31 protein-coding genes are annotated in these 23749 nt (G+C 45.3%); 3 read left to right on the top strand and 28 right to left on the bottom strand.

What is annotated here, in order from left to right; translation table 11 throughout:
* Nucleotides 1-9 precede the first annotated feature (9 nt).
* From Q9R46_RS03510 to Q9R46_RS03480, 7 genes are all read right to left on the bottom strand, one after another.
* Nucleotides 10-723 (bottom strand): AAA family ATPase, encoded by a 714-nt coding sequence (locus Q9R46_RS03510; RefSeq protein WP_311278991.1) that lies wholly within the window; start codon nt 721-723, stop codon nt 10-12.
* Nucleotides 724-930: 207 nt separating this feature from the next.
* A complete protein-coding gene (locus Q9R46_RS03505; protein ID WP_311278990.1) occupies nt 931-1944 on the bottom strand; it encodes a GtrA family protein in 1014 nt (337 codons plus the stop codon).
* Between the two features lies 1 nt (nt 1945).
* The gene (locus tag Q9R46_RS03500) at nt 1946-2968 is read right to left on the bottom strand and encodes a phosphodiester glycosidase family protein (protein ID WP_311278989.1); all 1023 of its coding nucleotides are present in this window, start codon (nt 2966-2968) and stop codon (nt 1946-1948) included.
* A gap of 174 nt (nt 2969-3142) precedes the next feature.
* Nucleotides 3143-4093 (bottom strand): radical SAM protein, encoded by a 951-nt coding sequence (locus tag Q9R46_RS03495; RefSeq protein ID WP_311278988.1) that lies wholly within the window; start codon nt 4091-4093, stop codon nt 3143-3145.
* Nucleotides 4094-4236: 143 nt separating this feature from the next.
* Nucleotides 4237-4896, bottom strand: coding sequence for a pyridoxine/pyridoxamine 5'-phosphate oxidase (locus Q9R46_RS03490; protein ID WP_311278987.1), 660 nt, complete (start codon nt 4894-4896; stop codon nt 4237-4239).
* Between the two features lie 45 nt (nt 4897-4941).
* Nucleotides 4942-5559, bottom strand: coding sequence for a histidine phosphatase family protein (locus Q9R46_RS03485; protein ID WP_311278986.1), 618 nt, complete (start codon nt 5557-5559; stop codon nt 4942-4944).
* Between the two features lie 31 nt (nt 5560-5590).
* Nucleotides 5591-6112 carry a DUF2569 domain-containing protein gene (locus Q9R46_RS03480; RefSeq protein ID WP_311278985.1) on the bottom strand — a complete coding sequence of 174 codons (522 nt, stop codon included), beginning with the start codon at nt 6110-6112 and terminating at the stop codon, nt 5591-5593.
* 308 nt (nt 6113-6420) lie between these two features.
* On the opposite strand from Q9R46_RS03480, the gene Q9R46_RS03475 reads away from it, so the two are divergent.
* Complete coding sequence (locus Q9R46_RS03475) at nt 6421-7365, top strand: hypothetical protein (RefSeq protein WP_311278984.1); 945 nt, start codon at nt 6421-6423, stop codon at nt 7363-7365.
* Between the two features lie 47 nt (nt 7366-7412).
* On the opposite strand, the gene Q9R46_RS03470 is transcribed toward Q9R46_RS03475, so the two are convergent.
* Nucleotides 7413-7706 (bottom strand): RNA polymerase alpha subunit C-terminal domain-containing protein, encoded by a 294-nt coding sequence (locus tag Q9R46_RS03470; protein WP_311278983.1) that lies wholly within the window; start codon nt 7704-7706, stop codon nt 7413-7415.
* 315 nt (nt 7707-8021) lie between these two features.
* Here Q9R46_RS03470 and Q9R46_RS03465 point away from each other — a divergent pair, with 315 nt between their 5' ends.
* On the top strand, nt 8022-8849 hold the full coding sequence (locus tag Q9R46_RS03465) for a DUF2785 domain-containing protein (protein WP_311278982.1): 828 nt from the start codon (nt 8022-8024) through the stop codon (nt 8847-8849).
* Between the two features lie 8 nt (nt 8850-8857).
* Here Q9R46_RS03465 and Q9R46_RS03460 read toward each other — a convergent pair whose 3' ends face one another.
* The 7 genes from Q9R46_RS03460 to Q9R46_RS03430 all read right to left on the bottom strand — a co-directional run bounded on the left by Q9R46_RS03460 (nt 8858) and on the right by Q9R46_RS03430 (nt 14970).
* Nucleotides 8858-9451 carry a DUF4304 domain-containing protein gene (locus tag Q9R46_RS03460; RefSeq protein WP_311278981.1) on the bottom strand — a complete coding sequence of 198 codons (594 nt, stop codon included), beginning with the start codon at nt 9449-9451 and terminating at the stop codon, nt 8858-8860.
* Between the two features lie 16 nt (nt 9452-9467).
* Complete coding sequence (locus Q9R46_RS03455; protein WP_311278980.1) at nt 9468-9977, bottom strand: DUF4275 family protein; 510 nt, start codon at nt 9975-9977, stop codon at nt 9468-9470.
* A 154-nt stretch (nt 9978-10131) separates the two neighbouring features.
* The gene (locus Q9R46_RS03450; RefSeq protein ID WP_311278979.1) at nt 10132-10671 is read right to left on the bottom strand and encodes an NUDIX hydrolase; all 540 of its coding nucleotides are present in this window, start codon (nt 10669-10671) and stop codon (nt 10132-10134) included.
* A 208-nt stretch (nt 10672-10879) separates the two neighbouring features.
* Nucleotides 10880-11557, bottom strand: coding sequence for an ABC transporter ATP-binding protein (locus tag Q9R46_RS03445; RefSeq protein ID WP_311278978.1), 678 nt, complete (start codon nt 11555-11557; stop codon nt 10880-10882).
* Nucleotides 11554-12840, bottom strand: coding sequence for an ABC transporter permease (locus Q9R46_RS03440; protein ID WP_311278977.1), 1287 nt, complete (start codon nt 12838-12840; stop codon nt 11554-11556). The genes Q9R46_RS03445 and Q9R46_RS03440 overlap by 4 nt, the downstream gene beginning before the upstream one ends.
* Nucleotides 12841-12907: 67 nt before the next feature.
* Nucleotides 12908-14296 carry a sensor histidine kinase gene (locus Q9R46_RS03435; RefSeq protein ID WP_311278976.1) on the bottom strand — a complete coding sequence of 463 codons (1389 nt, stop codon included), beginning with the start codon at nt 14294-14296 and terminating at the stop codon, nt 12908-12910.
* The gene (locus Q9R46_RS03430; protein ID WP_311280939.1) at nt 14293-14970 is read right to left on the bottom strand and encodes a response regulator transcription factor; all 678 of its coding nucleotides are present in this window, start codon (nt 14968-14970) and stop codon (nt 14293-14295) included. Before Q9R46_RS03430 ends, Q9R46_RS03435 begins: the two co-directional genes overlap by 4 nt.
* Nucleotides 14971-15364: 394 nt before the next feature.
* On the opposite strand from Q9R46_RS03430, the gene Q9R46_RS03425 reads away from it, so the two are divergent.
* Nucleotides 15365-16348 carry a cation diffusion facilitator family transporter gene (locus Q9R46_RS03425; protein WP_311278975.1) on the top strand — a complete coding sequence of 328 codons (984 nt, stop codon included), beginning with the start codon at nt 15365-15367 and terminating at the stop codon, nt 16346-16348.
* A gap of 240 nt (nt 16349-16588) precedes the next feature.
* Here the strand turns inward: Q9R46_RS03425 and Q9R46_RS03420 are convergent, their stop codons facing one another.
* The 13 genes from Q9R46_RS03420 to Q9R46_RS03360 form a co-directional block, all read right to left on the bottom strand.
* The gene (locus Q9R46_RS03420) at nt 16589-16969 is read right to left on the bottom strand and encodes a VOC family protein (protein ID WP_145328717.1); all 381 of its coding nucleotides are present in this window, start codon (nt 16967-16969) and stop codon (nt 16589-16591) included.
* A gap of 143 nt (nt 16970-17112) precedes the next feature.
* Entirely contained in the window at nt 17113-17505 is a 393-nt protein-coding gene (locus Q9R46_RS03415) for a hypothetical protein (protein ID WP_311278974.1), read from the bottom strand.
* A 31-nt stretch (nt 17506-17536) separates the two neighbouring features.
* The gene (locus tag Q9R46_RS03410) at nt 17537-18382 is read right to left on the bottom strand and encodes a hypothetical protein (protein ID WP_311278973.1); all 846 of its coding nucleotides are present in this window, start codon (nt 18380-18382) and stop codon (nt 17537-17539) included.
* A gap of 346 nt (nt 18383-18728) precedes the next feature.
* Nucleotides 18729-18896 carry a hypothetical protein gene (locus Q9R46_RS03405; RefSeq protein ID WP_311278972.1) on the bottom strand — a complete coding sequence of 56 codons (168 nt, stop codon included), beginning with the start codon at nt 18894-18896 and terminating at the stop codon, nt 18729-18731.
* Between the two features lie 60 nt (nt 18897-18956).
* Nucleotides 18957-19823 (bottom strand): phosphotransferase, encoded by an 867-nt coding sequence (locus Q9R46_RS03400; protein ID WP_311278971.1) that lies wholly within the window; start codon nt 19821-19823, stop codon nt 18957-18959.
* Nucleotides 19824-19841: 18 nt separating this feature from the next.
* Nucleotides 19842-20129 (bottom strand): SHOCT domain-containing protein, encoded by a 288-nt coding sequence (locus Q9R46_RS03395; RefSeq protein ID WP_311278970.1) that lies wholly within the window; start codon nt 20127-20129, stop codon nt 19842-19844.
* A 20-nt stretch (nt 20130-20149) separates the two neighbouring features.
* Nucleotides 20150-20485: a hypothetical protein gene (locus tag Q9R46_RS03390; protein ID WP_311278969.1), complete on the bottom strand. Its 336-nt coding sequence runs from the start codon at nt 20483-20485 to the stop codon at nt 20150-20152.
* A 4-nt stretch (nt 20486-20489) separates the two neighbouring features.
* Complete coding sequence (locus tag Q9R46_RS03385) at nt 20490-21026, bottom strand: HAD-IIIA family hydrolase (protein WP_311280938.1); 537 nt, start codon at nt 21024-21026, stop codon at nt 20490-20492.
* A gap of 89 nt (nt 21027-21115) precedes the next feature.
* Complete coding sequence (locus Q9R46_RS03380; protein ID WP_311278968.1) at nt 21116-21328, bottom strand: hypothetical protein; 213 nt, start codon at nt 21326-21328, stop codon at nt 21116-21118.
* A gap of 96 nt (nt 21329-21424) precedes the next feature.
* Nucleotides 21425-21853 (bottom strand): oxidoreductase, encoded by a 429-nt coding sequence (locus Q9R46_RS03375; RefSeq protein ID WP_311280937.1) that lies wholly within the window; start codon nt 21851-21853, stop codon nt 21425-21427.
* 26 nt (nt 21854-21879) lie between these two features.
* A complete protein-coding gene (locus tag Q9R46_RS03370; protein ID WP_311278967.1) occupies nt 21880-22743 on the bottom strand; it encodes a DUF4085 family protein in 864 nt (287 codons plus the stop codon).
* Nucleotides 22740-23258, bottom strand: coding sequence for a hypothetical protein (locus Q9R46_RS03365; protein WP_311278966.1), 519 nt, complete (start codon nt 23256-23258; stop codon nt 22740-22742). The genes Q9R46_RS03370 and Q9R46_RS03365 overlap by 4 nt, the downstream gene beginning before the upstream one ends.
* A gap of 58 nt (nt 23259-23316) precedes the next feature.
* Complete coding sequence (locus Q9R46_RS03360) at nt 23317-23649, bottom strand: hypothetical protein (RefSeq protein WP_311278965.1); 333 nt, start codon at nt 23647-23649, stop codon at nt 23317-23319.
* Nucleotides 23650-23749 lie beyond the last annotated feature (100 nt).

Here is a 23749-nt window from a genome sequence, read left to right as displayed (position 1 = left end):
GTTATCCAGTTAATCATCTCTAAACAATTCATGCAGCATTCGATCCCGGTTCTCCAGAAAACGGCGAGTGATCTGATAATGATCTGTATCCTCATACGTAACCTCGTGAATATGTCCGTCATCGAAACTTAAAATTTCGGCCCCAGGGAACCCGAGCAGAATGGGGGAATGGGTGGCAATGATAAATTGCGACGTACTCGACAAGTCATGAATAATTCGCAGCAACGAGAGCTGCCTAGCTGGAGACAACGCAGCCTCCGGCTCGTCAAGCAGATAAATCCCCTTTGAACTGAAACGGTTGAGGAACAAGTTAAGAAAAGACTCCCCGTGGGATTGCTCATGCAACGAACGTCCACCATAATATCGAAGCGATTCGGGCATCTGATCGACATGTGACGCAAATTGATAGAACGATTCCGATCGCAGGAAAAAACCGTTTGGCATTTTAGGCATCCAGGCCAGTCTTAGATAGTCCCCCAGTGAGGACTCAGATGCATGTGTTTCAAACACATTATTCCGCCCGCCTCCGGCGGTATTAAATTCACATTGATGAGCGATGCCTTCCAGCAATGTTGATTTTCCAGATCCATTTTCACCGACAAAAAACGTAACGTTATTGCTAAAAGCTAGTCTCCCCATGGAATGAATCGAGGGGATACTAAAGGGATATTCCCCAGGTAGCTCAATCTTGTCTGACATTAATTCAACACTTCGAAGATACATGATCTACCTCCTGCCATAGGTTCATTCACGTTAACCCCTATGTCCATCGTACCCCATAATCCAATATTTTGGAAACTGCTTCAATTGAAAAAGAGCGAGCCCGTTGGCTCACTCTTTATGTTACTTTTCCAAGTGACTGAACACACTTGTTACCCAGCAGGACAACGCAGCCTGGAGCTAAACGGATGCGTGCGATCCTTAGGCTAATTAAAATACAAATCTTCGCTGTGCCCAGTAGCTGAACACAAAGATTGAAATTTCCGTTAGAATTTTAGCTGCCAATAGCGGAATAATCAGTTGTTCATTATACAAATATAACAAACCGTAATTTAGTAGTAGCACAAGAACCACAAGCGAGAAATATTTCGGTAACGACTGCCCAATCTTGGAGCCTCTACCTGCGGAAAATACATATTTGCGATTCATGGTGTAGTTGAAGACGGAGCTACAGAGCCTTGCTGTTACGACAGACAAGAACAGATGGTGTGTGAAATACTGCATGATAAATAATAATCCAAAATCAATCAAAGCAGATAAGACAGAAGAAGTACTAAACATCAGAATGGGCATGTATATGCGGAACGAGTCTGCCAAAGGATGGAAATGGGATGACGCATTGTGATCCAGATAGACCGTATCAATGAATTCTTCTGTAATTTCATATCCTTCCTTATGTGCGGTTAACAGCATGTTCATCTCATACTCAAACCGTTCTCCGGGAATTTGGCATAACCAGTCCAGCATCGCATATGGAAAACCACGAAGTCCCGTCTGTGTATCATACACCTTACTGCCTGTTGTCAGTGCAAATACAGTACGGGTAACACGGTTACCGAAACGGCTACGGGCTGGCACCTTCCCCGTAAAACGACGGCTGCCTAATACAATGCCAGGGCTTGTCTGCGTAAGCAGTGTCTCAAAGATACTGCGAATATCATGCGGCAGATGTTGCCCGTCACTATCTGCACATACGACTCCTCCTTGGGGGCCATGCTCCCTGATATGCTGAAAACCTGTCTTCAGCGCCCGGCCTTTGCCCCGATTGACCTCATGAGTCAGCACTGTACAACCATACGCCTCAGCTGTCTCGAAAATTCCACGGTATTCAGCCCCGCTGCCATCATCCACGATGACAATCGGGCCAAGCTTAAATGTCTGCAACTGCATAACCAGATTCAATAAACGAACGTCCGGTTCATAGGATGGAATAAGAATCGTCATATTATTGTCCCTCCGTCAGATACAGAATGTCACTCACGCCACGCTCCTGATTACGTCCCAAAGGATTGTTCACGACCCTGCCCATAAAATACATGGTGGATGAACCGCCGCCGTCCAGATTATATGCTTCGGTTGCTCCCAAGTCTTTCATCGTCTGGGCAAGCTCGGCAAGCGTCATCCCCCGGCTGTCATCCTGTCTCCCATCGACCACAACGAACACGTAATGGTTTGGAGCAATCATGCCGATCGCTGTTCGTGGATTCGTATCCTGAATGGAGCGATTGCCAAAGTTATTGTCGATTTTCACACGACTGAAATCACTTGTAATTTCACCGTTTTGCACCAAAATCGGTCCAAAGGATAACGTATTCGTTGCCCCTTCTGCCAGCAGTTCAGCAGAGGAAATATCATTTTCGTTATAGGTTTTGATCGTCCCGTCACTGAACAGTGCTAACGCATCCCTAGTCGGGCTGTCACGATACAATACGCCATTACGGATAATAACACCGTCATCACGGAACCCGTAGTAGTCACCGTTTATTGCAAAAATCGCATGGTTTGCTTCGGCAATCTCCGATGTGTCCTCCGTGATATTGGTGCCAAAGCTATTGTCCGCCAGCGCACTTCGCAAACTGCTCGCGTCCTTCGCCTGTACATCGGCTACATAATACGTAATCTGATCCGATCCAGACCCTGTCTGCATTTTCTGAATCTGAATCTTTAGATCGTCACTGCTGTAATTCCAGTCATCCGATGTGGCATGTACATCCGTTGCAGTCGTAGTAGGATTTGTACCTGCGGTTCCCTCAGATGTAGCATCCACACTTGAACGAGTAACTGCCTTATTATCATCAGCCACAACCACCTGTACATGGCGGATTAAATATCGGTCAGCCAGGCTGTACAGAATGCTGCCTATAACAATGACAGCCACAAGGGTAATGGTAAGCCACCTGCGTTTTTTTCGGGAAACAGGAATGCTATGTTGGTCTTTCCGGTTTGTTTTTTCAAAGAATTTGCTCATGTATCGTTCACCTCTCCAGATTCATTTACGTTCTAATGCCATATTAGGACCGGTAACTTAAATGAATCTGAAACCAAAGGGGTAAGATGATCATAAGTTTATATTACAATTTAAAAAGGCCTCCCGTTTCCATTAAAGGAAAGTAGAAGACCTCAACGTTGAAGTTAGGTATGTCTATGCAAACAAAGCATAGTACGCTGGACAAGGCCGGTTTTCTAGAAAATCCGTTAGTGCGGCGGGCTGCTGCTTATAAATATCCTTCAATGACGTGCCACTGTAAATGTTACCAATCACCACCGGATGACAGAGCTCACAGATCAGGATATCCCCGTTACCATGCAAGTGTAATTGTTTCGTACCATCTACACAGTTCGAGAAATATACACCTGGCTGTTCACGCAGATTCATTTGTTCGGCAAACCGATCCATACATGTAAAATAGAGCGTCGTATCCGGTTTTTTATTTTCGATTAACGTCGTGACGGATTGAACCAGCGACTCTTTGGAGACAATCTGGCTCCAGTCGGTGTGTGGCATCTTGATGCTGTTCTGAATCTCATGAATGCGTACACCCAAGTCATAGACCTTATCGCTGATCGACTGCATATTTTCCTGATTACCTTTGAACAGCAATGTTTCTAGCACCGTCTCCAGACCAAGCTCTGTGCATAAACGAATGTTATGCTCTAATCTCTCATACATACGTGGATGCACACGATAGTAGGCAGCGTATGACTCCGCATCGATGTAGTTGAAAGAAATATGGATGTTGGACAAGCCGGCGTCCCGTAACGCTATGATTCTTTCCTCTGTCAACAGACTGGCATTGGTGTTCAGCTGCGTATCAATGCCATGTGCCGCACAGTAAGTTACGATGTCCAAACAGTCTTGGTATCTCAGCGTCACCTCGCCGCCAGACAGGCGTACCCGCTTGAGATGTGGAAGCTCACGAATTATGCGAATGACCTCTGCGCTGCTGATCGACTCCCCATCATCTCGATTGTAGGCACAGCAATAGTCGCATTTATAATTGCAATTCGAAGTCACCCCGACCTCTAGCCCTTCCAGTTCATAGACGCCCGGGTTCTCCAGTTCAAGTGCTTTGTATTTGTTTCTGATCGTCATAACTCTTCCCCCTACTTATCTTTCAGCATTTCAGATCCACGTCCTGATAACCTGAAAATTATAGTGGAAGATATTCCGCAGGGGCTATGACATTATGTACGTACCGGTGGTAAAGGCCGTGCAAAATCCAGAAAGCCTTAAATTCAAGGCCATAATCTGTTCTTGTGCCACTGTTCGTCTTGCCGTGTATACTGAACACGAATATGTTTGCGATCTGTATCCCCCTGCCAAAACTCCACTTCCTCTGCATGTACAGCGTATAAACGCCAATGAGGCGCGGCAAAATCAGGGTCCTCCCGGAGGCGTTTCTTCTGAACCTCAATGGAACGATTCAACTCTTCCTCCTCAATTAACTGCTGACTCTGACGCTCCGTCATGGCTACCACTCTCGCTCCAAATTTGCGCTTACGGAAGTCACTAGCTCCTGCTTCGTCTCCCTGATCCTGTGCAATCCCCCTGATCCGAATCTGTCTGCCTAATGCAGGCCAGTACAAGGTAAGTGCCACCTTAGGATTATCGTGCAACTGCTGGCCTTTTCGACTGTTCGAACTGGAGGCAAAATAAAACGTGTCCTCGATGATATTTTTTAAAATTAACACTCTCGCATCTGGATAACCCTGTTGATCAACGGTTGAAAGGGTCATAGCATGAGGTTCCTTTACGTTGTTTTCTATCGCCAGCTTCAGCCACTCCAAAAATAACTTTCCCGGCTGGTCAGGCAAATGTTCTAAATTCCAAGGTGGAAATGGTCCAGATAAAGATTTTAATTGATGCAGCAGTTCTTCCGCTTGGTTACTCATCATTCCCTACCTCCTTCTTATCATTTGGTACCTTAAAGTTGAGTTCATTTACGATCTTAAATGAGGAATCCTGTTCGTGTCCAACATGCTCCAGCCATCCTTTGTTTTCTCAATCGTATGAATACTCGTGTTATCGATGGGATAAAAACTGGACGTATTGCTCCATTCCTTGTTAGCAAGCACATAGTGAAGAATATTAATCACCCCACCGTGGGTCACCAGCAAAACATTCGATTGGATTCGCTTCTCTTCGAGTTGAATACAAAGATTCTCGAATGCATTTCGTATTCTAGTATAAAAATGAATCGGAGTTTCTCCGCCCGGAAAAGCAGTATCCATCTTGAGCGTATTAAAATAAACCCCAGAATACTTCTCATCCGCTTCCGCATGGAGCATACCCGCCAATTCACCATTGTTCATCTCACGCCAGTCGGCTGTATAGATGCCTTGAATGCCCAATGACTCTTCAATCGCGGTGCTTGTTTGCACAGCACGAGGGAGATCACTGCTTATCACCGTTTGAATATCATACTGCTCTGCATGTTCATACAGATACATTCCTAATGCTCTGGACTGAATAATACCTGCTTGAGTAAGTCCCCTTTGGCTCCAACCGCCCCGATAACCTTCTTCATCCGCACCATGTCGAACCAGAAAAATCTTCATTGCCTTCTGTCACCTCTCACTGTCTCATCATTTAACGAACAAATGTGTTTTTCACACGTTCAGATTTCCTAAAATACGGAATCCAAATCGCACAAGCAATGACAGAACGTGCAATGTCCCGAATTGAGCTTCCATCTTCGAGTTCTCTTGCTATCGGAATTTGATAGAGCAGCAGATAATCTACAACTCCAACTGCGAGACTTAGACTGTAAAAAATAATCATCAGACGTGGAAGCATTGCTTTTTTTCGATAGAAAGCAACAATGACGTACACTGTAAATACCATAAACATTAGGTTAAAAACAGTTTCAAAAATAATTACTGGAGCCCAAAGCGGGTGATACAAGCCTGAATCCTTAGCAGTAAGAACCTCCCATGTCTCTGTGTTTAATATGGTTAACATAGATTGGTTGATCTGTACCAGTAGCATAATTACTGTGAACCACAACCCAATCTGGATAAGGATCAGCCAGCCTCCGAGCCCAGACACACCAAGTGGGCGGTGTTCTCTCATGGATTCTTGAAATGGTTCTTGTATAGGTTCTTGCTGCATTTCTAACACTTCCTTCTCTCATGTTGTTATAACCGCGGCTATTCGATTCCATATGTATAGATACGCTATAGATTTCCTTCCTATTTCTCGCTCGAAAGCGATCTATCCTCCCTATAAAAATTGACACAGCTTCCTTATTGTACTACAGGAGGGAAAAGAGGCATACCCATGATTTTCTCAGCTCCTTTTTCGGAATCGTTATACTTTCGCCATGTTCCGACCAGTCTGCGCATGTCATAATTCAACATAACAACAGCAGCCTGCGATGCTGCTTAGGATCGCTTATAATAATGAAGGAGGTTTTGGCTATGTCTGAACCAAAATTAACGTTACTGCCTTTTGCCGATATTTCCAGTTACACCGAGGGTTTCGACATCGCCTCCGTACAGTGGGGACACGATGGCCTTGCATATATACTACTTATTAATCAAATCCCTGAACGAAAACAAGGTATGTTTGTGCAAACCAAACTAAAGGAGCCCTATACGTACAAAGTGCTGATCGTATCGGATCAATATATCCAGGAGATCGTCATCGGGGGACAACAATTTCACTATCATTACATACAGCCTTTACAAGAACATCTGTTGCTCGTTGGTGCGCGTTGCACCTATTACGGGAACGATCAATTTGATCTCAACGCCAAGGTCTGTGATATGGAAGGCACGACGATTCGAGAATTTTTGCTCGGGGATGGGATTCAGAGTGTACAGGTGACGAAGCATGGAACGATCTGGACGAGTTACTTCGATGAAGGTATCTTTGGTAACTATGGCTGGGATCAGCCCGTTGGAGAGACTGGATTGCTAGCTTGGGACGCATACGGGAATGTACTCTATAAAAATAACAGCGCCGACATTGCCGACTGTTATGCACTCAATGTGGTGAACGAAGAAGAAGTCTGGTTCTACTATTATACTGAATTTACACTTGGCTGTATTTCGGGAGGATTCAAACCTGAGTCTACTCGAGTGAACTTCCTGAATCCGAATATATCAGGTTCCTCCGGTTTCTGTACGGATGGATATCACTTCCTGTTTGATGCCGGGTACGGGAAGCATGGAACATTTATTTTCAAGAAAATGCATAAGCCTGGCAGCCTCACCAAGGGGACGAAGTTCACTTTGCTGAACGAGAAAAAACGCCCCTTCCAACAGGCACGACAGGATTTTCGTCAGGATCGCCTGCTACTAAGTGAGGGGGACTTGCTGTATCAAGTAACGATGGAAGAACTGTTATCTGTTATAGAGTAGATTCCAATGAGCTGAGGAATGAGGAAAACGATCAAAAAAGCTTAAGATCATGCCTTAAAAGACAATCCTTCTTCCTCCAGCGATTTACGTAGTATGGGCATCGACGAAGGCCCAATGCCGTGTAGTTTCAGAATCTCTTTTTCCGTATACTCGGCAAGTTTGGGTAATGTCATAATACCTTCCGCCTCAAGCGCACGTCTTACCGGAGCAGACAGGAGACTCATAAATCCCTCCTTTGGTTTCCGTTCAGCCTCACACTTGGGACAAGTCGAACAATCACTCTTTTTAACAAAAGTATGTCCCTTCTCACATGTTCGCCGTGTTCCTTTAACAGCAGTCATATGGGCTTTCCTCCTTAGAGATTGTATAATACCTTTAATAAATAAGTTTACTATATAAGTAGAACGATTCATTTACACAATAACGGAGAGGACAGAAAAAACCTGGAAAAGCGGAGCCAAAAGCTTTCTGAAAGAAAGCTAGCATCGGAAGCATACGCTTCGCCTTTATCACCAGATTTTCTCCTTTGGAAAAGGGAATCCAAAAAATCTGGGGATAACAGTGATTGGAAGGTTATTCTGTCATCGGAGTGGGCCGTGTAAATTCTTTAGTTCAACTTATATAGAATGTAATTTAATTTGCAGGAGTGTGTTTAAATGAATTTAAAAGAAAAACTGATGTACATACGAGAAAATCAATATCAAGCACAGTCAGACGCCTTCGTCCTGATCCAAGAAATGTTACATAACATCGGTACGGTAGACGCACAATTGCGTGATGAATTGATCTATACCACCCTATCTCACTGGATTCCTAGCCTTTCTCTGACTACATCCGAGTTAGAACACATTTTAACCACCGTTTTAGATCGTGACCATCTGCTTTATGGACTGGGGGAAGTCCATACCGATTCCGTATTCACACGTTCTTTTTCCATGCTGGTTATCCCTCTTCTTTTCATGAGACACGCAACATCGCCTTTTCTGTCAAGTGAGCGTATTCATCAGATTAAGGACATGGTTTATCACAATGTACGAGAAGAAAAGGATTACCGCGGATATGATGAAACCAAGGGTTGGGCCCACGCAGTAGCTCATGCTGCTGATGTTTTGGAAGATTTGGCTCAATATAATGAATTAGATGAGGCTGATTTATCAACGATGCTGGATCTGGTGTACGAGAAAATGACGATCAGCGAACGGGTCTACTCCGATGGCGAAGACGAACGAATGGTGAAACCAGTCATGTGTATTCTGGATAGAAACCTCCTTAGTCAGACACACATTCAACAATGGATTCAACGTTTTGGTGTAGTAGAGAAGGACGTCGAATTTTTGCCTGCCTTCCGGCAAAAAAATAACATTAAAAACTTTCTGAAAAGCCTTTATTTCAGAATCAAATTTCATGGAGTGTACGCTGTTGCCTTATGTCCAACGATTGAGCAAACGTTATATAAAGTAGAACCAGTCTACTACTCATCCTGAAGAATGTGTTAGAATCCATACGTTGCAAAAATGGCTGCATACTTCTTATCGAAGATCGCCCAGCGATTTTCGGTTCCATATTTAGCGTGCAATTGTTGTAGATATTTCTGAGCAGTCGTTGTATCACCATTTTGCAACAGGAAATGAAAGGTTTCTTCACTCAAATGCAGTGCTGTTATTTTCATATAATATTCCATAATATCTCTGGCGCTGGTTAGGTTCTTCATATATTCCATAGCTTCTTCCAAATGGGACAACAATTCTTTTGAGAAGGTAACCAGGTCAGTGTCAGGTGTCAACGAGTAGCGGTCTGGAGCAGACGGAACAATCTCTTCAATCCTGCAGATCCAATGAGCCTGCTCCTGCATCGTTTTACCGCCCGATATCCTAAACTGCAGCTCCGCCAGCTCCTTGGAATGAATCATGCAGTTAATATAGAAGCGGACGTGATTGGCTGTATTGGCCTGGGACTTCTGAATGTTGAATTCGTAAATAACGCTGTCAACGACCCTGCGAAAATTCAGAGCCTTTTTGGTATAACCGTGACGGGCAAACCAAGGTTTTACTTCATTTTTGATCATCTCTTTAAAAAGCTCCTGCAACGAAACTCCCTCCCTTCTATCCCTGTTCGATGTTATAAAAATACGGCCCGCACATCGATTCATGTGTATGCACATATGTCCATGTAAACGCCTTATCAAAAATATAGATATCCTGCTGTTCATCAAAATCAGCTGCGACAACAGCGCTTGCGTTTTCATAGACCTGTACATAAGGTGAATGCTGATACATCACATATAAATCCCTTTTTTCCTCTGCATCAAAGGCCGCTCGCGCTACTTCCCCTTCTAAACAAGTTTGCTGTTCATAACTGAACATATGCCATTTGTACTGGCTGTAATAGATCGTTTCTTTTAAAACATCATCCAGGTTATGTGCGAACACCTCATCCCAGCGCTGCACAATTTCCTCAGACTCCTCGCAGAACTCGGTGACTTGTACTCCCTTGTCCGCAATCCTTTTCTCATACATATATTTGCGGTACACCATTTCAATTCGTGAGTATGCCACGTTAAGTTCACTCTCGGGCAATACATCCAGCATACGATTAATCTCTTCTCGAATCATGGGTAAACCTCCTTTATGTAGATAATTTTTTGAACACTAAAAAAACCATTTATCAATCATGAGATACGTACATATCTATCACACAACAACCATATTGGAAGCTAACAAGTAATCGCACTAAACTTCAAAACGGCAACAATGCCTTGCGTCTATATCAGCCTTTATCTGCTTGTCGCAGCATATAAGCCAGTTTGTACATCTCGGCAATATCATTTCGGTTCTGTTCCCGGAAGCGCCGTACCGCTTCAGCGATCTCAACCACCTCAACGAATACCACCTGCTCCCCATCCTCGGGATTAAGCGGATCAGCGACCAATTCCACATCACCGTAACCAATGACTCTAATGAAATGTGGATGCGGAATGTGAGGTCGATACGGCTCCGCAGCACGGGAAGTGCAATAAAACTGTCCAAATAATTGATAGCTACGTAGCTCAGCGCCTAGTTCTTCCATCAGTTCACGTTTTAATCCGTCCATATAGTGCTCGCCTGCTTCCAACGTTCCTCCAGGCAGTTCCCACAATCCGTTATCCAGTTGAAACACAACACACTGTTCCCCGACAAACGGAATGATGCTTACATTACTCACCAGTGTCTCGTCTATATGCTCGCCCAGCCTAAACTCTGCCTCAATAATTCCCCAGTGGATCGACGTGCTCAGTGCCGGAAATTGTTCCGCATCTATTCCACTCATCTGTATCCAATCCTCTCCAATTTCATGTCCTGATGTTATGTAGTGACCTGATTCAAGTGCATATGCTATACTCTTCCAATTATAGTCGAAAACACAAAAAGAAGGCCACCTCCCTTGCAGGAGTTGTGACCCTCTTATCGCACTCAAATTTACTGTTTAGCTTTATTTCTCATCAACTTATTTTGTCGAAATGTACATTCATAATCCTTTAACGCGCCACCAGCTTTCCATTTTCCAAAAAAAGAACCCGGCTGCAGAGCGGCAAAATCCGCTCATCATGCGTAACCATCACCGCACTCTTACCCTGCTCCTTCACGAGCCGTGCAATCGTGCCTACAATGTCCAGCCCGCGCTCCGCATCCAGGCTGGCCGTCGGTTCATCCGCCAGTAGCACAGCCGGATCATTCATCAGCGCCCGCGCAATGGCAACGCGCTGGCGTTCCCCGCCGGACAGCTTGTCGGTGTAGGCATTGCGCCGGTGAGACAGGCCCACCGTCTCCAGCAACTCACCTGCACGGCGATCGGCTTTGCTTTTGTCCATACCCGCAAGCTTCGCAACAACGAATAGCTGTTCCTCCACCTTCAGGTACGGAATCAGATTCGCGCTTTGAAATATGAATCCGAGCTGGCGTAGCCGTACATCCGAGATGTCCGCTTTATTTTTGCCCATAATCGAAGTACCGTCCAGCAATACCTCCCCATCCGTGGGTTCGAGCAGTGCACCTGCAATAGACAAAAATGTACTTTTGCCTGAACCCGAAGGTCCCATCACCGCGACAAGTTCTCCTTCTGCCACCTGTAAATCAAGCTGATCCAGAATCGTGCGCGGACTGCCACCGTCATCAAATGTCTGTGTAATTCCTTGTAATACCAGCCGGTTTCTCATGCTGCCGTCCTCCCAATCGCATCGAGTGCATCAATTTTAGTGACTTTCCACACCGAGAATAACGAACCCGCCATTGACATCAGGATAAATAATGCACAAGTTAACGCGAGCGTGGATAATCCCAATTGAAATGGCATGGATGCTGGAAGAACAGATTCGAACAGCCGTACAAGCAACACGCTAATCACCAGACTGCCCACGGACAACAGCAACACCTGCAAAGAAACGCTGCCTGCCAGATAACCGTTTCGGGTACCAATCGCTTTTAAAATGCCAAATTGACTGGTCTTCTGAATCGTAATGACGTAGAAAAATACTGCAAGTACAAATGCAGAGATGACGTACAGGAAAGCAATCATCATCAATAGTGAGCCCTGCTCCTCCTTGTAACCGGGGATAGCGGATACGGCCTCCGCTTTGGTGATGATCTCCGTCTGTGGCAATGCGGCGCTCAGCTTGCTTCCCTGTTCATCCGTACCTTTGACCGCGATGGCATTGTAGACTGGTGTCCCCGATGGACCAGATACAGTCGATGTACCGCTTACCGTTGTATTGCTCGTTGCATTTTCATTGCCAGTAGCACCCGTGTCCGCTTTGGCGCTCACGCTTTTTCCAGTGTCACGGCCAGCACTCGCTTCCATAGTTCCTGCTCCCGATTTTGCTTCTATTCCACCTGTTGCAGATGCCGCCTGAACCGTACGTGATCCAGCTTGCAACGCAAGCCATTCCTGCTCATTCAAGAACACCACCGGTGCGTGACTGAACGATTCATTTTGCACAAAACCACTCACCGTCCACTTCATTCCGGAGGCTTGATCCACCAGAACCGTGCCGATCGTTACGCCGGATTTCGCCAGCTTCTGATCCACCACAACCTGTCCCGCAGACTTATCGTTGATCGCTTTGCCTTCGGTAACCGTAGGTGTAAGCCAGCTTCCCGGGTTCACCATAAATAGGGTGACATCGATCTTTTTGGTATCGTCCGCCGGACTAACCGTGGTCATTCGGACCCCAAGCGGCTCGGCGTTGGTCTGTCCAACGATAGCACGTGCCTCATCCAGCTCCTGCTGGCCCACCTGTGAACGAGTAAATCGATGATTCGAATCCTGTTCGAGTATAAAATGGGTTGCTGCCATATTTTTTATCGAAGCCGCGTTATCATACGACAGCCCCTGGGCAAGTCCGGTTACAAACAACACCAGAAACGAAACCAGCACCATGATGGTCGCAATCAAGGCGTATCGTCCTTTTGCAAATCTCATTTCGCGTATAGCCAAGTACATATGCTCTGACCTCCCTCTTGATAGCCCAAGTATAGGAGGTGAAAATGAACGGAAAATGAATAACACATTACATCTGCGGAAGCGTTACGGTAAAGAGCGTACCTTCAGCTGAACTGGACACCTCAATCGTGCCATGATGGAGACGAATAATTTTCTGTACAATCGCAAGGCCCAGGCCAGTCCCTCCAGATGAACGTTCACGCGCATGATCCGCCCGGTAGAAACGGTCAAACAGAAACGGCAGGTGCTCGGCTGCGATTCCATCCCCAGTATCCTGGATATACACGACACACGTTTTATCCATTTGCTCTGCCCGAAGCTCGATGCTACGGCCCTTGGGCAGATGCTGCACCGCATTACCAAGCAAGTTCATCCAAACCTGCATCAGTAACACTTCATTGCCCGTAATCTGTATGGATTCCGGTACAGACATGCGCAGGGATAACTCCTTCTCCTCCAATTGCCATTGCAACACTTGAACCGCTTGACGGAATTGGCCTTTCAGCGAGAATGTCGTTTGGGTTCCGGTCATATCTTCATGACCTTGTTCCAAGGAAGACAGGAGTAACAATTGTTTACTGAGCAACGAGAGATGCCGGCTTTCTTTTTCAATAATGGATGCATAATGCGCCCGTTCTTGCTCTGGTAATTCACGGTCCGCGACCAACTGCGCAAATCCCTGAATGGAGGTTAACGGTGACTGGATCTCATGGGATACGTTCGACACAAACTGCTGCCGCGCCTGATCCACCCGTTCCAGTTCACGGCTCATCGTCATAAAATGCTGGGCAAGCTGCCCAATCTCGTCACGTCTTGCTGTATTTAATTTCAGATTATAATTGCCCTGGGCTATGCGTTTCGTCGCTTCCGACAGTCGTTCAATCGGATTGACCAGATAACGCGTACTGAACAGAAAGATCAGGACACTGATCCCCACCGTTAATGCCCCAATGAGCGCAAAGAAAATCCGCAGTTCTCCAAATTGCAAAATAACATCGGGACGCATGAACATAGCATAGCGAGCATCGCCCACCTGTAGCGGAACCCCCACCGTATTGCTTAATTGATTGTCAAAAAATCCGGTAATAAACGGTTGGCTCGGAAACTCGGCCACGCCATGATACACATCGCCGCCCAACACTAGGCGAATAGCCTGCCTGTCCAACTCCTTTTCGCGGAATTCACGGCCGTAAAACCGATCATCGCCCTGACCATCCGTGACATAAATCTCGTATCCTAATGCCGCTGCATTGTGAAGATATTGCTCTACCGTACCCGGCTCAGGCTGCTCTTCGGCAAACTTTTTCATGTCCATGGCGATACCGACCAGCTTCTCATCATTAAAGTCTTTGAGTTTAGCGTGATAGTAGATGTTGGAGAAAAAGAATCCGAGCAAACTACTGACGATAATCACCGCCACCGTAATGAGAAATATGCGAACGTATAATGATCTCAATGCGATTTCACCTCGATTTTGTATCCAATGCCCCGCACCGTCTGAATGACAAAATCATCGGTATAATCCGCAAAGCGGTCACGCAACCGCTTGATATGTACGTCGACCGTTCGGTCATCCCCTTCATAATCCGCACCCCAGATGAGCCGAATGAGTTCATCGCGCGAGAACAGGCGCCCCGGAAACTGCGCAAGTTGTGAGAGGAGTTCAAACTCCTTCATTGGCAAAAAAAGAATGGACTGTCCATCGCTCACTTCCACATTGTTGCGGTCAATCACGATCCGGTTCATGCGAATCATATCGCTGGAAGTTCGGTGATATCTTCGAAATAAAGCTTTGACCCGGTACACCAGTTCCTCAGGTTCAAACGGCTTGGTCACATACTCATCCGTGCCCCGCAAATATCCTTCTTTCTTGTCTGCCAGCTGATCCCTTGCGGTCAGCAATATAATAGGAATGTCATAATGCTGACGTATGTAATCACACAGTTCAAGTCCGTCCATCCCCGGCATCATGACATCCAGGATCGCGAGATCTATGGGTGTCTCCTGTATCATTTTGACCGCCTCCACTCCGTCCTGTGCTTCATGTACCCGGTATCCCTCCTTCGTCATGACATGGCGCAGCAGTGCTCGGATATTGGCATCATCGTCTGCCAGTAGCAGATGTTTCATCTCGTTGTCCGCCCTTCTATAGTGATCCTGCCCCGATGGTAGCACAAAAACGAAGCCATTAGCCAGCGCAGTTACCAGTACAGTCACCAGTATAGCTGTCTGAGTCAGGTGCATGTTTATATTTTCGCAAATCTGGTTGACACTACAGTATGACGGAATTATAATGAACACATAACATATGAGTGATTGCTCATATGTTCATATAAAGTAACCAAACGGCACTAGCATTAAAACATGTAACATAACTCTACTCAGGACAACAAGATATAAAGTGATGTTACAGCAACCTGCAACAGAACCCCGCACATTAGAAACAAGCAACACGTAACTTGTATTACTCAACTGCAACAGGCAACTTACATAACGGAGCAAGGCTCCCAAGGAGAGGATTTCAATGTCAGGACAACAACACGGGCACAATCATGGACATGACCATGGACACAATCACGCGCACGGCACGAATAACAAAAAAGTACTGCTCTTTTCCTTCATTATCATTACCTTCTACATGATCGTAGAAGCCTTCGGGGGATTCATTACGAATAGTCTGGCACTCATCTCCGATGCAGGCCATATGCTCTCAGATTCCATTGCACTCGGGATTGCTTTACTGGCATTCACATTCGGGGAAAAAGCCGTCAATACGGGTAAAACCTACGGTTACAGACGTTTTGAGATTCTGGCAGCAACGTTAAACGGCGTTACGTTGATTGCTATTGCGCTCTACATTTTCTACGAGGCCATTGGCCGCTTTATCAATCCACCCGAAGTGGCTACCATGGGTATGCTGATCATCAGTACGGTCGGATTGCTTGTGAACATTCTCGTTGCATGGATTATGATGCGTGGCAGCGATACCGAGGGCAACCTGAACATGCGCGGTGCTTATCTCCACGTAATCAGTGACATGCTCGGCTCGATTGGTGCCATTGCTGCTGCCCTGCTCATGATGTTCTTCGGCTGGGGCTGGGCTGACCCGCTGGCGAGTGTCATTGTGGCGATACTCGTATTGCGTAGTGGGTATTATGTCACCAAGTCTTCTTTGCACATTCTCATGGAAGGCACACCTGCCAACGTAGATGTCAACGATCTGGTACAGACGATACAGCAGGTGGATGGCGTCAAAGGTGTACACGATGTTCATGTCTGGTCGATCACCAGCAACCTGAACGCTCTGACTGCCCACATCGTGGTCGATGGAACGATGGATGTATATGCGTCCGAGGTGCTTGTACAGAAAATCGAGCATCTGCTGGAGCACAAAGAGATCAAACATGTCACCTTGCAGGTTGAGTCTGAAAAGCATCTTCACGACACCTCCGTCCTCTGCACCGTAAAAGGTGACGCACCTGACGCACATGCGCATCACCATCATTAATTTTAGTGCAGGTTAGCGGATACTCGCTTTTATTTGGATAAGAAAGAACAGGACGATTCCCATTAAGGGATCGCCCTGTTTTTTTATTGCTGTTGCAACGTCAGCATTAGCGCACGTAGGAGCAGCTTTCGCACAGCATCAGTACAGCGTTGGCCTTCGTGTTCACTCTGGCACTGAAACTAGTATCAGCATTGGATCGGCATTAAGACTATCTCTGTGCCGTTCTGTCTATGCTGCCGTTTATACCGTAATGAACTCCAGAAACTCCAGCCGGTTACCAAAGGGATCATTTGAATAAAAGCGTCGTACTCCCTCATCTGCTCTTGCTTCATCATCTACGACTTGGATACCGTGCATATCCAGGTGTTCACGCAGCTGCTCCAGGTTCTGAACATGAAAGGCAGGATGGGCTTTGGAAGCGGGTACAAAATCATGTTGCACACCGATATGAACCTGATGAACACCGCACTGAAACCACACACCGCCACGTTTCTGTAGCAATGCAGGCTTTGGAATCTCTGTCCAGCCCAAGATTTGATTGAAGAAATGTCTGGCTTCGTTCTCGCAACCTTCAGGAGCAGCCAGCTGCACATGATCAATGCCATTGAAATGAAAATGCATGTAATTCATCACTCCTTCGTTCAGTTTCACTTAATGAAACCAAGTTTCGTTTTATAGTTCCATTTTATAGATGAAATGACAGTACGTCTAGGGTATTTTTCGGCAAATCACATCGTTATGTATTCCAATCCAAAGGTAACCGTCTAAATATCTATCTCATCCCAATTCAGAATTACATATCCTAATTGACACAGCAGAATAACAATATAACTGATATTAATGATCATACTTCTCTTCAGAATTCTAATCTGTTTGTCCTGTTCTTCTGGATCAATTGCTCCACGTCCCGCCCTCAACTTAATTCTATATCTCTGCTTCCGTAACATCGCAAATTCCAATACCCCAAAAATTCCCCAAACCAATGTAAATAACAATGATAATGCATTAGCTAGCGACAGCAACATGAGTGAACCCATATCCCAACGTTGTTCTATCCCCCATTTGAAAATTAAATTCACCATGACTGTCATAACAACCAGCCCAAAACCGATGTAGCTCAAATAAGGTGTAGACCAAGTTTCACGCTTGTCTCGCATTTCTCTATCCCTCCTTAGGTTTCAACATATTTCACCTGTAGTGCATCAGCTTCTGCGCTTCCATCTTCAGACCGAATGAAATGAGCCGATCTTTCATTGCTCGATATACATCAGGATCATCGAACCCTTGGGCCTGACTGTCCCGGATTAAACTAAACAGACCCACCTGATCCGCGCTAGATATATAGGATTTTAACTGCTCCTCCTGATCGTACGGTATTTCTTTCCCATGCCACGGATGAGGCTTCGCTCGCTTCTGATCACCCACTAAATCTTTCCGCAGCGCAACTCCAAGGCCATCAAGTGTATCGATAACGACTTCACTGCGTCTGATCTGACGTGCTTCCTGAATGTAAGAGTAACCGTCCCGAATGGGCTGAAGATCAAATCGCTGCATGGCCAAGTCACGAAACTTATTTTTTTCTTGATCCCAACGCTTCCTATCGAAGTATTCACTTTCACTTGCGCCAGCCGCTTGCTCTATGACGTAGTTCAGGTATTGTTGTTTCGATTCAAACTCATTCAGGAGCAGTCCCTCATGACCTGAGAAAGCCAGAGCAAAAAATTCCCGAATATTGCTGGCAACAACCCTCGCATAACGCCCAAAATCCATGGGGTCTACACGAATTACAGGCGCTAAGCTTAGATCGGAAGCATACCCAAAGTCCGTCAAAAATGAATAATGAATACCATCCATGCCTGTATTGGCAAACGCGATTGCATCAGCGGGAGAACACAAATAACCCCCGTGATCAAAAGGATCAAATTGTAGAAAATAACCCGTGGGTGTCTCCAGATAAGGTACTTCGTGCTTAATCTCCTGCTCCCAATCCATCATATCTTGCAGCAATTCAGGAATCTTATAAGTGCTCGTCATTACACTTCCTCCTCCGTAATACATCATTGACTGTTTGGATTGTTGAATGAAACGATGTTCATCGTATCCTTACTCAACTAAAACGCTAACGATCACCAGAAGCCTTATTTGGCCTGTTTCTCTGATTTTTATTTTCTAACGATCCACAGAGACGTTATTTAGCTGATTTCGCTCGAATCCAGTACATTTTTCAGGCTTTTGCATGGAATAAGCTTTCTGGTGATCGTTAGAATTCGGACACCCTCATTTCAGGGCAAATAAGCTTCGTGGGGATCGTTAGAATTGGAGTACCACTTAAGTCCTCGCGACACCCAGTATCCGTGCATATAGATTATTTTGTTGAATACTAAAAAATGACAAGAGCCCCGACTTTAAGCCAGAGCTCTCTTATTATATTGATCGAAACATTTCCACGATCCCTATATTCCGCCACCACTCCAGCCACAAGAATCCGATCATTAGCCAGCGCTTTCAAGATAAACAACTTCCCCCACTGGAGCACGTCCCTGCTCATGTAAAACTGAACTTCTCATACAAATCTTTCATGATATCGTAACCTCATCTAATTTCTTTACTAATCCCCCTCACAGAGCCCTTTCCACAACTCCCATGCTTTAAGATACTCGGGCAAGTCCTGCGGATGATGTTTGTTGCTGAGCCCAATCCGGCAGTATAGATGAACCAGAGTTTCTTCCATCAATCTGGACTTATTCATAGTCACCTGCTCAAGATACTCGAATACATCCCATAACAATGCCGGGTCGAGGTCATCGGGTGAGGAACAAAAAGCATAGAGAAAGTCATAGAGAACCGGGCCCACCATGGGAGACGGATCAATCACCCCGATTAGTTCCTTTTGCTCGAACACAAGATTATGTACACCTGCATCCCCATGCAAATGAAACCTCGCCGCATCATCCTTCTCAAACAGATGATTCACTGTAGATTGAACAAGTTCGTAGTCTTCCGCTGTAAGCACATCGCCAAGATTCTCTCTCGCCTCATCAATACTAATCTGATTGAATCCCTTCCATGTCTCACGTGGATACTGCGTTCTTCCCCACGGCTTTGTGTCTGGCAAACGCACATATGTATTCAATAGCTCTTTCACAAGCCGGGTTAACCAGGCTTTCTTCGCTCCCCGATGGTTATGAGTCACACCTTCCATAAAACTGTATGCAAAATAAGTGTTGTCTGAACTCGTAAAAAGAACCTTTGGCAACAGCATCACTTCACTGTAAGTACTCAGAAACTGACATGTAACACGAATGTCCTCAGGATCGTCCCATTTCAAAATGTACCGCTCGCCCGAGCTCGCAAGTAGCCTGAACACCCGCCCCGCCGTCGTTCCCGACAACTGTCTTACTTCCACGATCTGTTCGTGAATGCTATGTTTTTGAAAAAGTACGTTCATCTCCTCGATGCTCGGTTTGATGTTCATCCTATCTATCTCCCTGTTTCATCTAATCTTTGCCAGCAATTTCTCTTTCTTCTGGTCGAATTCATACTCCGAGATAATATTTTTGTCTTTTAATTCACCTAATTGTAAAAGTTGTTCATGGACGTTAACCACTGGTTTCTTTAAGTTGTTGGCCTTTACAAGCACAAAAATGGAATAAGGTATGGCAAACAACATAGATACAAGTGCCATTACAGCAGCAGCACCCGGGTCTACTGGCGCCAAACTAAATATGATCAATAAAGTCAATGTAAATAATATAACTGCGATGATGGATAATCCCTTCAAAATTCATTGCCCCCTAAATGTTAAATACTTTTCTTTTCTTCCTCAAACGGACTATCTGCACTGGTTACTTCCTGTATAATTACAATCGGATCAGAAATCAAACCAAGCTCCTCATCCTTCGGATACGTGACTGCAATGGTAGGCTCAGGCCCCGCAAATGCCATCATCGACTCCATATCCTCCCACATGGTACACAGGAAAAAGTGTGCGTAGTCTCCTTGCTCAACCACTTTCAGATATGCTCCGCGATTCCCCTTAACAGCGAGTGTATCTTTCACACCTGTTTCAACCTCGTATTCCAAAAAAGCTTCCTTGTTCTCCAGCGGTACCGCTCCATGCCATGTTCTTGCGATCATACGCTCACTCCTTATAAACGAAATTTCCAATAATCCAATGCACAGCCTCCAAAATATCGGCTGCAATATAATCCGGCTCCGTCTGGGCCCACTCATGTCTGAAATTCGTCAACGAGGATTCGCCCCAGCCCGTTCTCACTATAATCTTCGTTGCTCCTACGGCATACGCAGCAAGCATGTCCGTTTCGCCTACGTCTCCGATAACGATGCACTTGGTCAAGTCTAAACCATGCTGTTCTGCAGCCTGATGTAACATGCCGGGTTTAGGCTTTCGGCAGCCACATTCTTCTTCATGAGGGCAGATGTAGGCCTGATCGAACCCGTATTCCTGAAACTGCTGTTCAAACTCCTGAACCGTTGCTTGTCCGCGTGAAATTCGGTGTTGGTTGGTAATTGCGAATACCTTCATTCCGTTTTGCTTTAAGAGCATAATCGCTTCCTGCGCGTTTGGATATAACTCAAAGTCTCTCGGATGAATAAAATGTCCTGTACCACCGATCGTGCCATCTCTGTCAATAAAAACAGCCTGAACGTTTTGCATTGAAGTCATAAACGTTGTGCACCCCCGATTCAAGTTATCATGATATCCACCACTCACTAACTTACAAGATCCACCGCTTCACACAGCTATTACACTTTCTCATCGATAATATGTTGACTGTCCTGCCCTTTCGTATACTGAAGCTGCCTGACTTCTGCGCGCAGATCACGTACTTCCTTCATCAGTAGATCAAGTTTCCTTGATGTTTTGGACGAATCCACAGCATAACGCACACCCGCGGCAACGATGAGCACGAAAATAATGCATACAAAAACGGTAATGAATCCTGTAAATAATTCCATAATTGTGTACATCTCCTTGGTGTCTATGAACGACGTATGTGTATACGCAGATGTATTTTTTTGATTTCAATACTGCTGTAATACTAACCTAGGCCCTCACTGTATTCCTGCCATACGAAAAGTGTTAAGGATCGCTTGTTCATAGGACTCCCACTCAAAATAAAAAGGGCCCACCTGAAGTTTCTGATCATCCAGCATAAAATCTTTCCAAATGACGATATCGTCTTCACGATCGATCTTCACTGAAATATACCCACATTCCTCATCACCACACTGAGGGCATACAAGAATGGGATAGCGATAATACATGAATTCATGGGGCTTTCTCAGCAAAAAATAATCAAGTAGCAGTTTCTGATAGTCATCACTTCCCCAACCCAGGCAAGGAACCAGATCGTGCTTTTTTCTCATCCTCTGGTAGAACGATCTTCCATCGATAATAATATCCGCGAATTCCGTATTTTTGTTACCATCTTGCTCTGGATCATCCTCTTCATATCTTGTAGAGAATCTCGTTTCAATCATGCTAATCTTCAAATGTTCTTGTCCCCTCACTCGGTCTCCGCGATGATTTCGGTACAACGTACGATCAATTCAGACATAGGTTCTCCGTCCAATAGAACATGAAGTTCGTACCCCTGATCGATCCGATACAGCTCCTGGTACAACCAGTGACTGCCAACGCTCTCACCTTCATGCTTAACAATTTCAGGGGCAGTCAACGTGAGTTTATTGATTTCGGTGAAACCACCCCGGTTGTCAAAATTGATAACCAGATTATCGGCGTGCAATAGCTCAGTCACCTTGCAATCATGGAACTGCACCCGGCGGTGAACATCATCCGCAATATTCTGATCCAACATCGCTTCCCTGTAGGCTTGTCCGATACGTTCCATCTCTTGGGTATTCTCCGCACTCTTTTTCTTGAGTTGCCGCAGGACATCGCTTGTACAATAACCCAGTGCAAACACTCGGATGTCCGCAATCTGTTCCAAGATCTCAGTAGGTAATTTCTCCGCATGGTATCGGAAGTTCCACTCCATCGCTTCTTTATACTTGTCTTTACATTGCTTCTCATCAAAAGGAGGACGGGCATCATATTCGGCAATCAGCTTCTCAATATGCGCTCGCTCTTCCGGCGGCATGTGATACACCATCTGGTCTTCTGCCGTGATCTCTTCCCCGCTAAAAGCTTTGTCTGCACGGGTCATCACCTGGCCATCCTGCTCCAGCATGAATCGAGGATCGGTATCATAGACCTCACGCTCTTGCTTTATATGCTCTTTTTCCTTCCGTTTATACAGTCTCTGGAAAAGAGCCTCATCCAGCGACGCCGCGCCGTTATGTACTCTCAAGCCAAAATGAAGCCCTGTCTGCTGGCACGTTTCATACCACTCTTTTGTTAAATATTTCATAAGCCTCTCTCCTGCTTGTAGAGCTTTTTAATCTCTGATGCGAATTTGGCTGCGCCGGGAATACGTGTGCGTTTGAAAAACGTCGTTAATTGTTTCGGATGATTCTTCACCAGATCATATTCAATGACCGTGATTGCGATAACCGATCTCGTAAATCCCAAAATCTCTACCACTTCCGACCGATCCCCTGCATCCAGTTCTTCGCCCTCAGCAAATTCCCCGTCCGGATCATCATCCAACTGCTCACTGAACGTTAACCGGGCTACCACATAAGACATAATCTCGTCCTTGTCCTCGGCAATCTGTTCCATAATCCACTGCACACATTCTTCTTCGGTTGGAGCAGGGCCGTTAAAGCCCTCCAGAACATATTTGCGTTCTCTAAAAGAATCCATCAGCATAGATGCTTCATAACTAGCATGTTCTACAAATTTCACCTGAGGTTTAAGCTGAACAAGTTCAGCCGTGACATTTTTATACCAATCGCTGGTTAGAAATTGTTCTACAGTTTTCATCGCTACTCCTCCAGATTTTCCAGCCTCGACTTCCCCTTACACTCACAAACATGCCGGTCTACACCCAAGATTGAAAAAACTTGTGTTTGATCTCTTTGTCGTTCCGCGCGGCCCATTCACGGACAGCTTCCACCCCTGCGATCTCTTGATCTCCCTTAAAATAAAAACATAAATCCATTGGCACAATCCGTTTACCATACAATTTAAACCCGATTCGTCTGTAATTCATATAAATACACTCAATCTGAGAAGCATCGTATTTCTGTAATTTGGTAGAGATGATATGATCGTTATCCAGCGTAACGCTAGGTTTGGTGAAAAATATCCGCCAGATTAAAAAGATGATATAACCCACAATAAAGACGAAAAAAAATAAATCGATGTATTTCATAACACCATTTTCATCATAAAAAACATTTCTAGAAAATAAAACTACAACCATTAACATACAAATTAATTGCAGTACAGCTCTTGGATAAATCGTCTTGAAC

It is taken from the genome of Paenibacillus sp. RRE4 (genome assembly GCF_031844205.1).
Taxonomy (GTDB): Bacteria; Bacillota; Bacilli; order Paenibacillales; family Paenibacillaceae; genus Paenibacillus; species Paenibacillus xylanexedens_B.
This window is presented reverse-complemented; position numbering and strand designations above follow the sequence as displayed.

Coding starts and splice junctions, on each gene's coding strand:
- Q9R46_RS03420 (WP_145328717.1), bottom strand. CDS start 16,969: ATGCATTTTCATTTCAATGGCATTGATCATGTGCAGCTGGCTGCTCCT.
- Q9R46_RS03445 (WP_311278978.1), bottom strand. CDS start 11,557: ATGAGAAACCGGCTGGTATTACAAGGAATTACACAGACATTTGATGAC.
- Q9R46_RS03410 (WP_311278973.1), bottom strand. CDS start 18,382: ATGACGAGCACTTATAAGATTCCTGAATTGCTGCAAGATATGATGGAT.
- Q9R46_RS03385 (WP_311280938.1), bottom strand. CDS start 21,026: ATGCAAAACGTTCAGGCTGTTTTTATTGACAGAGATGGCACGATCGGT.
- Q9R46_RS03405 (WP_311278972.1), bottom strand. CDS start 18,896: ATGAGCAGGGACGTGCTCCAGTGGGGGAAGTTGTTTATCTTGAAAGCG.
- Q9R46_RS03425 (WP_311278975.1), top strand. CDS start 15,365: ATGTCAGGACAACAACACGGGCACAATCATGGACATGACCATGGACAC.
- Q9R46_RS03505 (WP_311278990.1), bottom strand. CDS start 1,944: ATGACGATTCTTATTCCATCCTATGAACCGGACGTTCGTTTATTGAAT.
- Q9R46_RS03490 (WP_311278987.1), bottom strand. CDS start 4,896: ATGATGAGTAACCAAGCGGAAGAACTGCTGCATCAATTAAAATCTTTA.
- Q9R46_RS03475 (WP_311278984.1), top strand. CDS start 6,421: ATGTCTGAACCAAAATTAACGTTACTGCCTTTTGCCGATATTTCCAGT.
- Q9R46_RS03500 (WP_311278989.1), bottom strand. CDS start 2,968: ATGAGCAAATTCTTTGAAAAAACAAACCGGAAAGACCAACATAGCATT.
- Q9R46_RS03375 (WP_311280937.1), bottom strand. CDS start 21,853: ATGATTGAAACGAGATTCTCTACAAGATATGAAGAGGATGATCCAGAG.
- Q9R46_RS03390 (WP_311278969.1), bottom strand. CDS start 20,485: ATGATCGCAAGAACATGGCATGGAGCGGTACCGCTGGAGAACAAGGAA.
- Q9R46_RS03480 (WP_311278985.1), bottom strand. CDS start 6,112: ATGCAGCAAGAACCTATACAAGAACCATTTCAAGAATCCATGAGAGAA.
- Q9R46_RS03470 (WP_311278983.1), bottom strand. CDS start 7,706: ATGACTGCTGTTAAAGGAACACGGCGAACATGTGAGAAGGGACATACT.
- Q9R46_RS03370 (WP_311278967.1), bottom strand. CDS start 22,743: ATGAAATATTTAACAAAAGAGTGGTATGAAACGTGCCAGCAGACAGGG.
- Q9R46_RS03455 (WP_311278980.1), bottom strand. CDS start 9,977: ATGATTCGAGAAGAGATTAATCGTATGCTGGATGTATTGCCCGAGAGT.
- Q9R46_RS03485 (WP_311278986.1), bottom strand. CDS start 5,559: ATGAAGATTTTTCTGGTTCGACATGGTGCGGATGAAGAAGGTTATCGG.
- Q9R46_RS03510 (WP_311278991.1), bottom strand. CDS start 723: ATGTATCTTCGAAGTGTTGAATTAATGTCAGACAAGATTGAGCTACCT.
- Q9R46_RS03360 (WP_311278965.1), bottom strand. CDS start 23,649: ATGAAATACATCGATTTATTTTTTTTCGTCTTTATTGTGGGTTATATC.
- Q9R46_RS03365 (WP_311278966.1), bottom strand. CDS start 23,258: ATGAAAACTGTAGAACAATTTCTAACCAGCGATTGGTATAAAAATGTC.
- Q9R46_RS03495 (WP_311278988.1), bottom strand. CDS start 4,093: ATGACGATCAGAAACAAATACAAAGCACTTGAACTGGAGAACCCGGGC.
- Q9R46_RS03400 (WP_311278971.1), bottom strand. CDS start 19,823: ATGAACATCAAACCGAGCATCGAGGAGATGAACGTACTTTTTCAAAAA.
- Q9R46_RS03440 (WP_311278977.1), bottom strand. CDS start 12,840: ATGTACTTGGCTATACGCGAAATGAGATTTGCAAAAGGACGATACGCC.
- Q9R46_RS03450 (WP_311278979.1), bottom strand. CDS start 10,671: ATGAGTGGAATAGATGCGGAACAATTTCCGGCACTGAGCACGTCGATC.
- Q9R46_RS03415 (WP_311278974.1), bottom strand. CDS start 17,505: ATGCGAGACAAGCGTGAAACTTGGTCTACACCTTATTTGAGCTACATC.
- Q9R46_RS03465 (WP_311278982.1), top strand. CDS start 8,022: ATGAATTTAAAAGAAAAACTGATGTACATACGAGAAAATCAATATCAA.
- Q9R46_RS03380 (WP_311278968.1), bottom strand. CDS start 21,328: ATGGAATTATTTACAGGATTCATTACCGTTTTTGTATGCATTATTTTC.
- Q9R46_RS03430 (WP_311280939.1), bottom strand. CDS start 14,970: ATGAAACATCTGCTACTGGCAGACGATGATGCCAATATCCGAGCACTG.